Source organism: Geobacillus sp. (genome assembly GCF_017515625.1).
Classification (GTDB): Bacteria; Bacillota; Bacilli; order Bacillales; family Anoxybacillaceae; genus Geobacillus; species Geobacillus stearothermophilus.
On record NZ_JAFWFM010000075.1, the window covers coordinates 1 to 14,314 of the forward strand.

The 14,314-nt window shown below is 56.1% G+C and carries 14 protein-coding genes, 1 rRNA gene and 1 riboswitch; of the genes, 2 read left to right on the forward strand and 13 right to left on the reverse strand.

Annotated features, from left to right (window positions below):
* Nucleotides 1–266: 266 nt before the first annotated feature.
* Entirely contained in the window at nucleotides 267–371 is a 105-nt protein-coding gene (locus tag IKE44_RS13720) for an EYxxD motif small membrane protein (RefSeq protein WP_325048220.1), read from the forward strand.
* On the opposite strand, the gene purD is transcribed toward IKE44_RS13720, so the two are convergent.
* The 12 genes from purD to purE form a co-directional block, all read right to left on the reverse strand.
* A complete protein-coding gene (gene purD / locus IKE44_RS04750; protein WP_049624730.1) occupies nucleotides 325–1,617 on the reverse strand; it encodes a phosphoribosylamine--glycine ligase in 1,293 nt (430 codons plus the stop codon). The genes IKE44_RS13720 and purD overlap by 47 nt on opposite strands.
* A gap of 25 nt (nucleotides 1,618–1,642) precedes the next feature.
* Nucleotides 1,643–3,181: a bifunctional phosphoribosylaminoimidazolecarboxamide formyltransferase/IMP cyclohydrolase gene (gene purH, locus IKE44_RS04755; RefSeq protein ID WP_049626469.1), complete on the reverse strand. Its 1,539-nt coding sequence runs from the start codon at nucleotides 3,179–3,181 to the stop codon at nucleotides 1,643–1,645.
* Nucleotides 3,144–3,776, reverse strand: a complete 633-nt coding sequence (gene purN, locus IKE44_RS04760) for a phosphoribosylglycinamide formyltransferase (protein WP_049624731.1) — start codon at nucleotides 3,774–3,776, stop codon at nucleotides 3,144–3,146. Before purN ends, purH begins: the two co-directional genes overlap by 38 nt.
* The gene (gene purM, locus IKE44_RS04765) at nucleotides 3,773–4,813 is read right to left on the reverse strand and encodes a phosphoribosylformylglycinamidine cyclo-ligase (protein ID WP_287465168.1); all 1,041 of its coding nucleotides are present in this window, start codon (nucleotides 4,811–4,813) and stop codon (nucleotides 3,773–3,775) included. Before purM ends, purN begins: the two co-directional genes overlap by 4 nt.
* Nucleotides 4,814–4,878: 65 nt before the next feature.
* Nucleotides 4,879–6,291 carry an amidophosphoribosyltransferase gene (gene purF / locus IKE44_RS04770; RefSeq protein WP_287465169.1) on the reverse strand — a complete coding sequence of 471 codons (1,413 nt, stop codon included), beginning with the start codon at nucleotides 6,289–6,291 and terminating at the stop codon, nucleotides 4,879–4,881.
* Nucleotides 6,267–8,495, reverse strand: coding sequence for a phosphoribosylformylglycinamidine synthase subunit PurL (gene purL, locus IKE44_RS04775; protein WP_049624733.1), 2,229 nt, complete (start codon nucleotides 8,493–8,495; stop codon nucleotides 6,267–6,269). Before purL ends, purF begins: the two co-directional genes overlap by 25 nt.
* Nucleotides 8,479–9,165 carry a phosphoribosylformylglycinamidine synthase subunit PurQ gene (gene purQ, locus IKE44_RS04780; RefSeq protein ID WP_033016682.1) on the reverse strand — a complete coding sequence of 229 codons (687 nt, stop codon included), beginning with the start codon at nucleotides 9,163–9,165 and terminating at the stop codon, nucleotides 8,479–8,481. Before purQ ends, purL begins: the two co-directional genes overlap by 17 nt.
* A complete protein-coding gene (gene purS / locus IKE44_RS04785; RefSeq protein WP_049624734.1) occupies nucleotides 9,162–9,416 on the reverse strand; it encodes a phosphoribosylformylglycinamidine synthase subunit PurS in 255 nt (84 codons plus the stop codon). Before purS ends, purQ begins: the two co-directional genes overlap by 4 nt.
* Nucleotides 9,404–10,132 (reverse strand): phosphoribosylaminoimidazolesuccinocarboxamide synthase, encoded by a 729-nt coding sequence (gene purC, locus IKE44_RS04790; RefSeq protein WP_287465172.1) that lies wholly within the window; start codon nucleotides 10,130–10,132, stop codon nucleotides 9,404–9,406. The genes purS and purC overlap by 13 nt, the downstream gene beginning before the upstream one ends.
* A 75-nt stretch (nucleotides 10,133–10,207) precedes the next feature.
* Nucleotides 10,208–11,503: an adenylosuccinate lyase gene (gene purB, locus IKE44_RS04795; RefSeq protein ID WP_013144127.1), complete on the reverse strand. Its 1,296-nt coding sequence runs from the start codon at nucleotides 11,501–11,503 to the stop codon at nucleotides 10,208–10,210.
* Nucleotides 11,500–12,648, reverse strand: coding sequence for a 5-(carboxyamino)imidazole ribonucleotide synthase (purK, locus tag IKE44_RS04800; RefSeq protein WP_011229767.1), 1,149 nt, complete (start codon nucleotides 12,646–12,648; stop codon nucleotides 11,500–11,502). Before purK ends, purB begins: the two co-directional genes overlap by 4 nt.
* On the reverse strand, nucleotides 12,641–13,129 hold the full coding sequence (gene purE / locus IKE44_RS04805) for a 5-(carboxyamino)imidazole ribonucleotide mutase (RefSeq protein WP_011229766.1): 489 nt from the start codon (nucleotides 13,127–13,129) through the stop codon (nucleotides 12,641–12,643). Before purE ends, purK begins: the two co-directional genes overlap by 8 nt.
* 112 nt (nucleotides 13,130–13,241) lie before the next feature.
* Nucleotides 13,242–13,343, reverse strand: a riboswitch (purine riboswitch).
* 147 nt (nucleotides 13,344–13,490) lie between these two features.
* Between purE and IKE44_RS04810 the strand changes: the two genes are divergently transcribed.
* Nucleotides 13,491–13,934: an Hsp20/alpha crystallin family protein gene (locus tag IKE44_RS04810; protein WP_049624736.1), complete on the forward strand. Its 444-nt coding sequence runs from the start codon at nucleotides 13,491–13,493 to the stop codon at nucleotides 13,932–13,934.
* 240 nt (nucleotides 13,935–14,174) lie between these two features.
* Here IKE44_RS04810 and rrf read toward each other — a convergent pair.
* Nucleotides 14,175–14,291, reverse strand: a 5S ribosomal RNA gene (gene rrf / locus IKE44_RS04815).
* Nucleotides 14,292–14,314 lie beyond the last annotated feature (23 nt).

Consider the following 14,314-nt stretch of genomic DNA (forward strand, 5'->3'; position numbering starts at 1 on the left):
ATGAACCACGTGGGCCATGTTATCCCGTGGAATGAGATCGGCGATGTTGCTTGGCAAAGAGAGGTTGTCCATGGTATACTCTTTAAAGGAAATATGATCATGTTTCATAAAAGAATCGCCCTTCTTTCGGTGGTAGTAGTTTTGGTGACTCTATTCTACCAGAAAAAAGGGCGATTCTTCTATATTTGAGGCAAAAAAGTGGGGGCTGATCCCAAAACGCATTCGCGTTTTGGGTCAGCCCCTTCCACCCAAAGGAGTGATTGACCATGTTGCTGGAATATATGACCGATATGTCGTTCGTATTGGCCGCGTTAATCGGGGGAATTATCGCTCTTTCATACGTGTATATGCGGCGGAGGCGCGTTCGATAGCGCGCCGGCCGATGTCGCGGCGGTAAAACAGCCCGTCGCTTTCGATTCGCGTCAACTGTTCATACACTTTTTCCTTCGCCTCAACGAGTGTACTCCCTTTCGCTGCTGCCAGAAGAACGCGGCCGCCGTTCGTGTACAGTGCACCGTCTTCTTGCTTCGTCCCGGCATGCAATAGCAGCACATCGGAATCAAGCCGATCCACCCCCCGAATGGCCGCTCCGCGCTCATAGGCGCCCGGGTAGCCTTTGGCAGCCAGCACGACACCGAGCACCGCTTCGTCCGTCCACTCAAGCGCCAACTCTTTTCCTTCCATCACCGCGAGGATCGCTTCAACCAAATCGGTTTTCAGCCGCGGCAGCACGACTTGCGCCTCGGGATCGCCAAAACGGGCGTTGAATTCGATCACTTTCGGCCCGGCTGCCGTTTCGATCAGCCCAGCATACAGCACGCCGGTAAACGGCCGGCCTTCAGCCACTAACGCTTTGGCGGCCGGGCGCAAAATCGTTTCCAGCGCTGTTTCCACCGTCTCCGCTGAGATTTGCGGCACTGGCGAATACGCTCCCATCCCACCGGTGTTCGGACCTTCATCCCCGTCATACGCCCGCTTATGGTCTTGGGCGATGGCAAGTGGATACACTTTCTCGCCGTTGACGAACGCCATAAACGAAAATTCTTCGCCTTCCAAATACTCCTCGATCACGACTTGGCAGCCGGCTGTGCCAAACTGGCCATCGACAAGCGCTGCCTTCGCGGCGGCCAGCGCTTCTTCCACCGTTTGGGCGACGGTCACGCCTTTTCCGGCAGCCAATCCGTCCGCTTTCACGACGATCGGCGCGCCTTTTTGTTCAATGTACGCTTTCGCCTCTTCATACGACGCAAAGGTCGCATGATCCGCCGTTGGGATGCCGTATTTCTTCATCAGCTCTTTGGCAAACGCCTTGCTTCCTTCGATGAGCGCTGCCGCTTGAGTTGGGCCGAAAATGCGAAGCCCCTCGGCCATAAAACGGTCAACAATGCCGGAAGCAAGCGGCGCTTCTGGCCCGACGATCGTCAAATCGATTGCGCGTTGCTTGGCAAACTGCACAAGCGCGTCGATATCGAGCTCATCAATGTCGACGAGCTCCGCCACTTCCCCGATGCCCGGGTTGCCTGGCGCCGCGTACAGTTTGTCCACAAGCGGGCTTTGCGCCGTTTTCCAGGCGATGGCATGCTCGCGCCCGCCGCGTCCGACTACTAGAACGTTCATTGTCTTCCTCTCCTTTTTGCCGCCGTTAATGTTTGAAATGGCGCACACCGGTAAACACCATGGCCATGCCGTACTCATCCGCTTTGCGAATCGAGTCGGCGTCGCGAATCGAGCCGCCCGGCTGAATGATCGCGGTAATGCCGGCTTTTGCTGCTGCTTCAACCGTGTCGTCCATCGGGAAGAACGCATCGGACGCCAACACAGCGCCAACCGCCTGTTCCCCGGCTTGTTCAATGGCAATGTTGGCCGCGCCGACTCGATTCATTTGCCCGGCGCCCACGCCGACCGTCATCCCATTTTTGGCGAGTACAATCGCATTCGATTTCACATGTTTGACAACCTTCCAAGCAAATCGAAGCTGTTCGCGCTCTGCCTCGGTCGGCTCGCGTTTCGTGACGATGTTCCATTCGGCGTCTTCAAGCGTATACTTATCGGCCTCTTGCACAAGCAAGCCGCCATTGACGGAAACGAGCGTTTTTTCCTTAACGTCCGGCGCGGCAAAATCAAGCGTCAACAAGCGGATGTTTTTCTTTTTCGTCAAAATGGCGAGCGCCTCGTCGCTGAACGATGGGGCGATGACGATTTCCAAAAAGATGTCGTGCATCCGTTCGGCTGTTTCTTTGTCCACTTCCCGGTTGACGGCGACAATGCCGCCGAAAATCGAGACCGGATCGGCCTCGTACGCTTTCGTAAATGCCTCAAGAAGCGTGGCACCGACCCCGACGCCGCACGGGTTCATATGTTTGATCGCCGCTGCGGCTGGCTCTTGAAATTCGCGAATGAGGTTGATGGCCGCATTGGCGTCGTTGATGTTGTTGTACGACAGCTCTTTTCCGTGCAGCTGTGCCGCTTTGGCAATCGAGAACGCCGCGCCGAGCGGTTTGGCGTAAAACGCCGCCGATTGATGCGGATTTTCGCCATAGCGCAACGACTGTTTTTTCGTGTAGGTGACGGTGAGCGTTTCCGGATACTCTTCGCCGGCAAGACCGGTCAAATATTCGGCGATCATCGCATCATACGCCGCCGTATGGCGGAACGCTTTCGCCGCCAGCTGCTGCCGCGTCTTTGCTTGGATCGAACCGGTTGTTTTCAGCTCTTCGATCACCATTGGATAGTCGGCCGGGTCAACGACAATCGCGACATCGGCATAGTTTTTCGCCGCCGCCCGCACCATCGTCGGGCCGCCGATATCGATGTTTTCAATCGCCTCGGCCAGCGTCACGTCCGGTTTGGCGATCGTTTGCTGGAACGGGTACAAGTTGACGACGACCAAATCGATCGGACGGATGCCGTGCTCTTTAAGCGCCGCTTGGTGGCGCTCATCGCTGCGCACCGCCAAAATGCCGCCATGGATGGCTGGATGCAGCGTTTTGACGCGCCCGTCCAAAATTTCCGGAAACCCGGTGACATCGGAGATCGAAATGACCGGAACGCCGGCCTCTTCAAGCGCCCGTTTCGTCCCGCCGGTCGAAATGATGTCGACGCCAAGTTCCGCCAATTGCTTTGCAAACGGAATGATCCCTTCTTTATTGGACACGCTGATCAATGCTCGTTTCACTGCCATCATTCTCGATCCTTTCTTCCTGTTGTTCCTTCTCCCCTAGCAGCATGCGCAACACCGCTGGATACAGCTCATGTTCAACTTGATGGATGCGCGCCTCAAGCACCTCGATCGGCTCACCGGGCACGATCGGGACGGCGCACTGGGCGATGACCGGCCCGGTGTCCATCCCTTCATCAACATAATGGACGGTGACGCCTGTTTCCAAAACGCCCGCCCGGTACGCCTGGCCGATCGCATCTTTGCCCGGAAACGCCGGCAGCAGCGATGGATGAATGTTGACGATTTTCCCTTCATAGACGGAAAGCAACGTCGGCCCGATCAAACGCATATAGCCGGCGAGCGCAATCCAGTCGATGCGCCGCTCCTTCAGCTCGCGCAAAATTTCGCTTTCAAACGCCGCCTTCGATGGATACTCTTTCGGCGAAAACACGAACGCCGGCACGTTTTCGCGCGCCGCCCGTTCAATGACTTTCGCCCCCGGGCGGTCGCACACCAAAAGCGCTACTTCCGCGGGCACCTCACCGCGCTTGGCTGCGTCGACGATCGCTTGAAAGTTCGTGCCGCTCCCGGACGCAAAGATCGCCAACCGTTTCATGCGCCGTTCCCTCCGGCAAACGACACGCCTTCCCCTTCGACGACTTCGCCGATAATGTATGCGGCCTCCCCTTGCTGGGCCAGCGCATCGACAACCGAGTCCGCCGCCTCCGGGCTGACCGCCATCACAAGGCCGATGCCCATATTAAAGACGGAAAACATCTCTTCTTCCTCAAGCCCGCCGTTTTGGCGCAACAAATCAAAAATCGGCAGCCCCGGCCATGAGCCGCGCTCAATGCGCGCACCCAGCCCGGAAGGCAGCATGCGCGGAATGTTTTCGATAAATCCGCCGCCGGTAATATGAGCCATCCCTTTGATCGTAAACGTCTGCAGCAAAGAACGCAACGGTTTCGCATAAATGCGTGTCGGCTTCAATAACTCCTCGCCGAGCGGAACCGCAAGCGGCTCGTAAATGCGGTCAACGTCCAACTTCGCTTGGTCAAACACGATGCGGCGCACGAGCGAGTAGCCGTTGCTGTGGAGACCGCTTGAAGGCAGTCCGATCAGCACATCGCTCGCTTGAATCGTTTGCCCGGTCACCAATCGTTCTTTTTCCGCAATGCCGACCGCAAACCCTGCCAAATCATACTCATTTTCCTCATACATTCCCGGCATTTCCGCCGTTTCCCCGCCGATCAAGGCGCAGCCGGCTTCGACGCAGCCGTCGGCCACCCCTTTGACGATGGCGGCGATTTTCTCCGGCACCGCCTTGCCGCAGGCGATATAGTCAAGGAAAAAGAGCGATTCCGCTCCTTGGACAAGAATATCGTTGACACACATCGCGACGCAGTCGATGCCGATTGTATCATGTCGGTCAAGCAAAAACGCCACTTTCAGCTTCGTGCCGACGCCATCCGTGCCGGAGACAAGCACCGGCTGGCGATAGCCAAGCGCCGATATATCGAACAAACCACCAAAGCCGCCGATCTCGCCCAGCACTTCCGGGCGCATCGTTTTTTGTACGTGCTGTTTCATGAGAGCGACCGCTTGGTAACCCGCCTCAATGTCAACCCCTGCTTCTTTATATGCGTTTGCCACATTCCATCCTCCCTTTGGCCGCCATGCAGCCAACTTCACACCGAATCGCGTTCTCCATCGCGATGTTATTTCACCGTCAAGCACGGTCGGACATCCCGGCCGATGCGGGTTGGGTATTGGCCAGTGAAACATGCCAAACATTGCCCGCGCTCTGGCGAGACGTCCAGGCGCCCGATCGCCTCAAGCATCCCTTCCTGGCTGAGAAACGCTAGTGAATCCGCACCGATCAAGCGGCGAATCTCTTCGACCGAATGTTTCGCCGCGATCAATTCTTCCCTTGATGACGTATCAATGCCGTAAAAACAAGGATGGGTGATCGGCGGGGCGCTGATGCGCACATGCACTTCCACGGCCCCCGCTTCACGGAGCATCGTGACGATGCGCCGGCTTGTCGTCCCGCGCACGATCGAATCGTCGACCATCACGACCCGCTTGCCGGCCACAACCCCGCGCACCGGTGACAGCTTCATTTTCACGCCTTGCTCACGAAGCGCTTGTGACGGCTGGATGAACGTCCGGCCGACGTAACGGTTTTTGATGAGCCCTAATTCATAGGGGATGCCGCTCGCTTCCGCATAGCCGATGGCGACCGAAATGCTCGAGTCCGGCACGCCGGTGACGATGTCGGCCTCTGCCGGCGCCTCAAGCGCCAGCCGTTTCCCTAAGTTTTTGCGGGCCGTATGGACGTTGATGCCGTCGACATGGCTGTCCGGGCGGGCGAAGTAAATGTATTCCATGCTGCAAATCGACCGCGGCTGCCTAGGAGCAAACCGTTCCGAACGCACCCCTTCATGACTGATGATGAGCAATTCCCCAGGCGCCACTTCCCGCTCGTATGTGGCGCCGATGACGTCGAACGCGCACGTTTCCGATGCCACGACATACGCCGAGCCGAGCCGGCCGAGCGACAGCGGCCGGAAGCCGTGCGGGTCAAGCGCCACATAGAGCGCTTCTTCCGTCAGCAGCAAAAACGCAAACGCCCCTTCGATCTGGCTGAGCGCCTCTTTCATTTGCCCGACAAACGTCGGCGCTTGGCTGCGGCGGATGAGATGGGCGAACACTTCCGTATCCGATGTCGTCTGAAAAATGCTTCCTTGTCCTTCAAGCGCGAGCTTCAACTCGATGGCGTTCGTCAAGTTGCCGTTATGGGCGAGCGCCATCGATCCGGTTTGCGAGCGGAACAAGAGCGGCTGCACGTTTTCATAGCCGCCCCCGCCCGCCGTCGAATAGCGGACATGACCGATGGCCGCCGCCCCTTTGAGTGCATCGAGCGTGCCGCTTTGAAACACGTCCGTCACCAGCCCCAGCCCTTTATGACCGGATAAGCCCCCGTTATGCGCCGCCACGATGCCGGCCCCTTCCTGCCCACGGTGTTGCAGGCTGTGAAGCCCGTAATATGTGAGCCGGGCGGCGTCTTCATGCCCCCAAATGCCGAAAATGCCGCACTCCTCGTTCAATCCTTTGATTTCAGCAAGCATGGAATAGCCCCTTTCCAGACGTTTCGCATCTCGTCAACCGAAAGGCGGATGACCGTTTCCCCCTGTTCCCCGTTCACTGTCAAGATGCCGTCGTCTGTCACTTCGCCGATTCGCTTCGCTTCCACGAGCTGTTCAAACGCTTCCTGATGTTCTTTTTTCACTGAAACAACAAAGCGCGATTGCGTTTCGCCGAACAGTTCACTGACGAGGTCGCCGCCGACCGTCACCTTGGCGCCAAGCCCTAAAGCCCCCATCAGGCACTCCGCCAACGCGACCGCCAACCCACCTTCCGCCACATCATGCGCCGACGCCACGACCCCAGCGCGGATCGCCGCCAGCAGCTGGCGCTGGCGTCTTGCCTCCACCTCTAAGTCAATCTCCGGTGCTTTTCCGAAAATGCGGCCTTCCAGCCATTTTTGCAGCTCGCTGCCGCCAAACTCCGGCTTCGCCTCGCCGATCACGTAAATGAGGTCGCCCACTTGCTTAAATAGCTGGGTGGTAATATGCGAAAGGTCCTCAATGAGCCCGACCATGCCGACGACCGGTGTCGGGTAGACGGCCACACCGTTCGTTTCATTGTACAGCGAGACGTTGCCGCTCACGACCGGCGTCCCGAGCGCCCGGCACGCCTCGCTCATCCCGTCGACCGCTTTTTCGAGCTGCCAGAAAATCTCCGGCTTTTCCGGGCTGCCAAAGTTAAGGCAGTCCGTAATCGCGAGCGGCTTCGCCCCCGAACAAACGACGTTGCGCGCCGCCTCGGCGACGGCGATTTTCCCGCCCACTTCCGGATCCAAGTACAAGTAGCGCGAATTGCAATCCGTGGTGAGCGCAAGCGCCTTATTCGTGCCGCGGATGCGCACGACGGCCGCGTCCGATCCTGGGGCGACGACCGTATTCGTCCGCACCATGTAGTCATATTGGTCGTACACCCATTCTTTGCTCGCAATCGTCGGTTGGGCGAGGAGCCCGAGCAATGTTTGGTTGTAGTCTTCGATGTGCGGAATATACGGCGGCATCGCTTGAAATTCGCGGTAGTAAACCGGCTCTTTCGACGGCTTATGGTAAACCGGCGCGTCTTTCGCCAGCGCGTCCACCGGAATTTCCGCCGCCACCTCGCCGCGGAACCAGAGACGAAGCATTTTGTCATCGGTCACTTTGCCGATTGCTTTGGCCTCTAGGCCGTATTTGGCAAAAATCGCAGCGATTTCGTCTTCCCGCCCTTGCTTGACGACAAGCAGCATCCGCTCCTGCGATTCAGACAGCATCATTTCATACGGCGTCATGCCGGTCTCGCGCTGCGGGACGAGATCCAAATTCATTTCAATGCCAAATCCGCCTTTGCTTGCCATTTCGGCGGATGAACTCGTGAGCCCTGCCGCCCCCATATCTTGAATGCCGACTAACGCATCCGACTTGACTGCTTCCAAACACGCCTCCAGCAGCAGTTTTTCCATAAACGGATCGCCGACTTGCACGGCCGGGCGCTTTGCTTCCGACTGTTCGCTCAACTCTTCCGATGCAAACGTCGCCCCGTGGATGCCGTCGCGGCCCGTTTTCGCCCCGACGTACATGACCGTGTTGCCGACTCCCGTCGCAATGCCGCGCTGAATATCCTCATGGCAGATGATCCCGACGCACATGGCGTTGACAAGCGGATTCCCTTCATACGACGGATCAAACTGCACTTCACCGCCGACCGTCGGGATGCCGACGCAGTTGCCGTACCCGGCAATGCCGGCGACGACCTGCTCGAACAAATATTTGACGCGCGGCGACGTCAGTTCGCCAAACCGAAGTGAATTGAGCAGCGCGATCGGCCGCGCCCCCATCGAAAAGACGTCGCGGATGATGCCGCCGACCCCGGTCGCCGCCCCTTGATACGGCTCGATCGCCGACGGGTGATTGTGGCTTTCGATTTTAAACACCACCGCCAACCCGTCGCCGATGTCGACGATCCCGGCGCCTTCGCCCGGCCCCTGCAGCACGTGCGGGCCGTCGGTCGGGAATTTTTTCAGCACCGGCTTCGAGTTTTTATAGCTGCAGTGCTCCGACCACATTACCGAAAAAATGCCGGTTTCCGTGTAGTTCGGCAGTCTTCCTAAAATCGCCTCAATGCGCGCAAATTCGTCATCCGTCAATCCCATCTCGCGGTACAATTGTTGTTCTTTGATCATCGCCGCGCTCGGCTCAAGCAGTAACGACATGCGTCTCCCTCCAATAGTTGACGATCGATCGAAATAGTTTCAGCCCGTCCGCGCTGCCGAGCAAGGCGTCGACCGCCCGCTCCGGATGCGGCATCATGCCAAGCACATTGCCCCGCTCATTGACGATGCCGGCAATATCCATGAGGCTGCCGTTCGGGTTTTCCCCATGGTAGCGGAACACGATTTGCTTGTTTTCCACTAAGCGCTCGAGCGTCTGTTCATCGCAATAATAATTCCCTTCACCATGGGCGATCGGAATCGTAATGACTTCCCCTTTTTCGTAGGCGGATGTAAACATCGTCCCATTGTTTTCCACCACAAGCTGCACCGGCCGGCAGATGAACTTCAACCCTTGATTGCGGCGCATCGCCCCAGGAAGCAAGCCGGCTTCAAGCAAAATTTGAAACCCGTTGCACACGCCAAGCACCGGTTTTCCGGCATCAGCCGCCTGTTTGACGGCAGCCATTACTTTCGAAAAGCGAGCGATCGCTCCGGAACGCAAGTAATCGCCGTACGAAAATCCGCCCGGAAGCAAAACGGCGTCAAACCGGTCCAAGTTGTCCTCATCATGCCAGACGTACTCGACTTCCTCGCCAAGCTCATCGGCGATCGCATGATACATGTCGACGTCGCAATTCGATCCCGGAAATACAACGACGGCAAACTTCATCGGGCGACGGCCTCCTCAATTTCATAGCGGTAATCTTCAATCACCGGATTGGCGAGCAGCTTTTCGCACATCTCGCGAACGATCTCGTTGATGTCGCGGCCGCTCTCTTCCATCACAAGTTCCATGAACTTCCCGATTCGTACATCTTTCACTTCCGTATATGACAAGCTGTGCAGCGCCCCTTTCACCGCGGTCCCTTGCGGATCCAACACACTTTCGCGCAGCGTCACATATACTTTTACCTTGTACATGCCGATTCTCCCCCTAATCGTTGTAAAATGACTTCATACGCCTCCGTCAAGCTGCCGAGATCGCGGCGAAACACGTCTTTGCCGAGCTTCTCGTTCGTGTCAGCGTCCCACAGCCGGCACGTATCGGGCGAAATCTCGTCGGCTAAAACAATCGCCCCGTCCGCCGTGCGGCCGAACTCCAGCTTAAAATCAATTAATCTCACCTTTCGTTCCGCAAAATGGGCCCCCAGCACGTCGTTCACCTTGAGCGCTTCGCGTTTCAACTGGTCAATCTCCTCGCGGCTGGCAAGTTTTAAAATCGCAATATGGTCTTCCACGAGCAGCGGGTCGCCAAGATCATCGTTTTTGTAGTAAAACTCGACAAGCGGCGCCTCAAGCGGCGTTCCCTCCGCCAAGCCGATGCGTTTCGCTAAGCTGCCCGCTACAACATTGCGCACGACCACCTCAAGCGGAATGATCGTCACCTGTTGGACGAGCTGCTCGGTCGGCGACAGCTTTTCAAGAAAATGATTGGCGATGCCGGCTTCGCGCAGCTTCAAAAACAACAAGCTGGAAATCTCGTTATTGAGCCGCCCCTTGCCGGCGATCGTCGCCTTTTTCCCGCCGTTAAATGCGGTCGCGCTGTCTTTGTACTCGACCCAAAGCACGCCCGGCGCATCGGTCGCGTAAATCTTTTTCGCTTTTCCTTCGTACAGCAGCTGTTGTTTTGTCGGCATGATGAACGCCTCCATTTGTCCAGAAGATTGAAAATATTTTGTATAGCCGGCCGGCTTCGACCAGCCGGCAGCCGCTCACTCCAACCCTAAGCGGGCAAAAATCGTATCGACATGTTTCAAGTGATGGCGATAATCAAAACAATCATCGAGCTCCTCTTTCGTCAGCCGGCTCATGATCCGCTCATCCGCTTCAAGAAGCGAGCGGAACGGCACTTGTCTCTCCCACGCTTCCATCGCTTTCGGCTGCACCAAATCGTACGCCTCCTCGCGCGTCATCCCCTTGTCGATCAAAGCAAGCAAGACTCGCTGTGAATAAATGAGCCCGAACGTGCGCTCCATATTTTTTTTCATGTTTTCCGGGTACACAAGCAAATGTTTCACGATATTCGCGAATCGGTTCAACATATAATTCAACGCAATCGTCGCATCCGGCAAAATGATGCGCTCGGCCGACGAATGGGAAATGTCGCGTTCATGCCAAAGCGGCACGTTTTCATACGCTGTCACCATATAGCCGCGAATGACGCGCGCCATGCCGGTCATGTTTTCCGAACCGATCGGATTGCGCTTATGCGGCATCGCTGATGAGCCTTTTTGTCCTTTGGCAAAAAACTCTTCGACTTCGCGGACTTCGCTTTTTTGCAAGCCGCGAATCTCGACGGCAAATTTTTCAATCGATGTCGCAATTAAGGCCAATGTCGCCATATAGTAAGCGTGGCGGTCGCGCTGCAGCGTCTGCGTCGAAATCGGCGCCGGCGTCAAGCCGAGTTTTTCACACACATACTGCTCCACAAACGGATCCACGTTGGCGTACGTGCCGACTGCGCCGGAAATTTTCCCGACTTCCACCATCTTGGCAGCTTGTTCAAACCGCTCCAAATTTCGCACCATCTCGGCATACCAAAGCGCCAGCTTCAGCCCGAACGTCGTCGGTTCGGCATGAACGCCGTGCGTGCGCCCCATCATGACCGTGTATTTATGTTCGCGCGCTTTCTCTTTCAGCACTTGAATGAAGTTTTCCAAATCACGCCGCAAAATCGCGTTCGCCTGCTTTAACAAGTAGCCGAGCGCCGTATCGACGACATCGGTCGACGTGAGACCATAATGCACCCATTTTCGTTCTTCCCCAAGCGTCTCAGAAACGGCGCGGGTGAAGGCGACGACATCGTGGCGCGTTTCTTCTTCGATTTCCTTAATGCGGTTGACGTCAAACGACGCGTTTTCACGCAGGCGGCGGACATCTTCTTTTGGGATGACGCCAAGCTCGGCCCACGCCTCGCACGCGAGCAGTTCCACCTCAAGCCATGCCTTAAAGCGGTTTTCCTCGGTCCAAATCGCTCCCATTTCCGGTCTTGTGTAACGTTCAATCATCCTCGTTCCAGCCTCCGATCATGCCAAATTTGCCACGATTCGATTCTCGCCAACGCCGCCTCGACATCGTCTGCCAGCACCGTCACATGCCCCATTTTCCGCTTCGGCTTCGCTTCGTGTTTGCCGTACAGATGGACGTAGGTCCCCCCGTCGAACGCACCGATATGCCGAATGACCGGCTCGACGTGCTCGCCTAAAATATTGACCATCACCGCCGGCTTCAACAATTCGGTCGATCCGAGCGGCCAGTTGCAGACGGCGCGGATGTGCTGGGCAAACTGCGACGTCGCGCATGCATTGATTGTATAATGTCCGGAGTTGTGCGGTCTAGGGGCCAGCTCATTAATATAAATATCCCCGTCCGCAGTCAAAAACATTTCCACCGCCAGCGTCCCAACGAGCGAAAACGATGCGGCCAACACTTCCGCGTAGCGAATGGCCCGCTCTTGCACGCTTTCCGGAATTCGAGCCGGAACGATCGTTTGATGCAAAATGTTCTCGATATGAATATTTTCCGCCACTGGAAAAACAGCCGTCTCACCATCGAGGTTGCGGGCGACAATGACCGACATTTCCTTCACAAACGGCACCCAGCCTTCCAAAATGCATGGGCCAAGCCCAAGCAAATCAGCCGCTTTGGCTAGATCGCCTTCGCCGCGCAGCACATATTGTCCTTTGCCGTCGTAGCCGCCGCGCCGCGTTTTCAAGACGCACGGGAAACCGATCGTCTGAACGGCCTGTTCAAGTTCCTCCGCTCCATTCACTTCGACATAGGGCGCCACCGGCAAGCTGGCATCAACGATCGCCGCTTTCTCCAGCGCCCGGTCTTGCGTCACCGCAAGCAGTCGGCTTCCTTGCGGGACATAGGCGTTTGCCTCCAGCCACTCAAGCGCTCGCGCATCGATATTTTCAAATTCGTACGTAATGACATCGCTCACGCGGGCCAGTTCAGCGATGGCGTCCAAATCATGATAAGGCGCCGTAATCTCCACATCGGCCACTTGCCCGCACGGGGAGTCAGGCGTTGGGTCGAGCACGGCGATGCGAAAACCCATCTCGCGCGCCGCCAAAGCCATCATCCGCCCGAGCTGCCCCCCGCCGATGATGCCGATCGTCTGCCCAGGAACGATCCGTTGCTTAGTCAAATTGATCACTGCTTTCTACGATTTGTTTGCGAATCGCTTCCCGCCGCGCTTTGAGCGCCTCCATATAGCGTGGCTCAAGCAGTCCAAGAATCGATGCGGCGAGCAGTCCGGCGTTGGTCGCCCCCGCCTTGCCGATCGCCACCGTCGCCACCGGCACCCCGCCTGGCATTTGCACAATCGACAATAACGAATCCAGTCCATTCAATGCTTTTGACTGCACGGGCACCCCAATCACCGGCAGCGTCGTTTTCGCCGCGATCATCCCCGGCAAGTGAGCCGCTCCGCCAGCGCCGGCAATGATCACGCGGATGCCGCGCTCCTCGGCTGTCTCCGCATACCGAAACATCTCATCCGGCGTCCGGTGCGCCGATACGACTTTTTTCTCAAACGGAACACCCAATTCCGCCAAAATAGCGCAAGCATGTTTCATCGTTTCCCAATCCGAATGGCTTCCCATGATCACCCCAACGAGCGGGCTCATACCGTTTCACTCCTTTTGCTAGCACAACAAAACCCAGAACATGCGTTCCCGTTCATAAACGAGGGAAAGCATCGTTCTGGGCTTTGACAGTTGCTGATCGAAAAAAAAAGCCAAAACCGATCCTTTCCCTCATAGTCCAATCATTTACGGTGATTGGGTAGAGACTTTTGGGCCATATTCCCAAAATTATATGAGGGACATTGCGATACACTATGAAGCTACTTTTATATTAACAAGTTTTGAAACAAAGTGTCAAGGCAAAATCGAACATTTAATATTTTTGAAAAGGAAATGTTCGTATTTTATCAATCACCAAACAGACGGGGCGGCATATGATGAAGGAGCAGAGGAGGGAAACGCCATGGCTGATCAAAACCCGTTCACACCGTTTTCCGATTGGACAAAGCATTGGGAGCAGTTTTTCCAAACCGATTTTTGGGGGAGCATTCAGCCGTTGCTGCCGTCGGCAAACAAATCATCATCCGGCATGAACCTATACAAGAAAGACAACGAACTGCTCATCGTCATTAGCCTTCCCGGACTGAAAAAAATCGAGGACGCGGAAGTGTATGTATCATACAAAACGCTGGAAGTGAAGGCGACAGTCAATCTCAACTTTAAAGGGTTTGAATTAGTAGAAGAAGGCATTTTCCAAGGCCGGTTTGAAAAAACCGTTCCACTGCCATTCCCGGTCAAAGAGGACCGCATTGAAGCGACATACCATCACGGCCTGCTCTTCATTCACTTGCATCGCCTCATTCCCGAAGAACCCAAAAAGAAAATTATGATTAAAAAAGGGGAATGATCGTCCCAATAGGCAGCAGACCGTCAACCGCCGCATATAAAAAAAGAGGGTGTCCCATGGCGTGCAGGACACCCTTTCGGGAGTTTCCGTTTCCTATCGCTTTTATGAAAAAGGGGGTCTAGGAAACGATGATCACGCTTTACATTTTGGGGGAGAGGATTAAAAATGGCGTCATTCAAAATGACTCATTTGAAATAGGCAAAAAAATGAGAGAACCAAACAGCTCCCTCATTTTTGCCTGCCTAGCAGCGACCTACTCTTGCAGGGGCGCTGGCCCCAACTACCATCGGCGCTGGAGGGCTTAACTTCCGTGTTCGGGATGGGAACGGGTGTTTCCCCTCCGCTATCACCACTAGGCAAGCGATTCAGTTTCGACATCA

Coding starts and splice junctions, on each gene's coding strand:
- IKE44_RS13720 (WP_325048220.1), top strand. CDS start 267: ATGTTGCTGGAATATATGACCGATATGTCGTTCGTATTGGCCGCGTTA.
- purQ (WP_033016682.1), bottom strand. CDS start 9,165: ATGAAGTTTGCCGTCGTTGTATTTCCGGGATCGAATTGCGACGTCGAC.
- purH (WP_049626469.1), bottom strand. CDS start 3,181: ATGGCAGTGAAACGAGCATTGATCAGCGTGTCCAATAAAGAAGGGATC.
- purE (WP_011229766.1), bottom strand. CDS start 13,129: ATGAGCCCGCTCGTTGGGGTGATCATGGGAAGCCATTCGGATTGGGAA.
- purN (WP_049624731.1), bottom strand. CDS start 3,776: ATGAAACGGTTGGCGATCTTTGCGTCCGGGAGCGGCACGAACTTTCAA.
- purS (WP_049624734.1), bottom strand. CDS start 9,416: ATGTACAAGGTAAAAGTATATGTGACGCTGCGCGAAAGTGTGTTGGAT.
- purF (WP_287465169.1), bottom strand. CDS start 6,291: ATGCTTGCTGAAATCAAAGGATTGAACGAGGAGTGCGGCATTTTCGGC.
- purC (WP_287465172.1), bottom strand. CDS start 10,132: ATGCCGACAAAACAACAGCTGCTGTACGAAGGAAAAGCGAAAAAGATT.
- purB (WP_013144127.1), bottom strand. CDS start 11,503: ATGATTGAACGTTACACAAGACCGGAAATGGGAGCGATTTGGACCGAG.
- purD (WP_049624730.1), bottom strand. CDS start 1,617: ATGAACGTTCTAGTAGTCGGACGCGGCGGGCGCGAGCATGCCATCGCC.
- purL (WP_049624733.1), bottom strand. CDS start 8,495: ATGTCGTTACTGCTTGAGCCGAGCGCGGCGATGATCAAAGAACAACAA.
- IKE44_RS04810 (WP_049624736.1), top strand. CDS start 13,491: ATGGCTGATCAAAACCCGTTCACACCGTTTTCCGATTGGACAAAGCAT.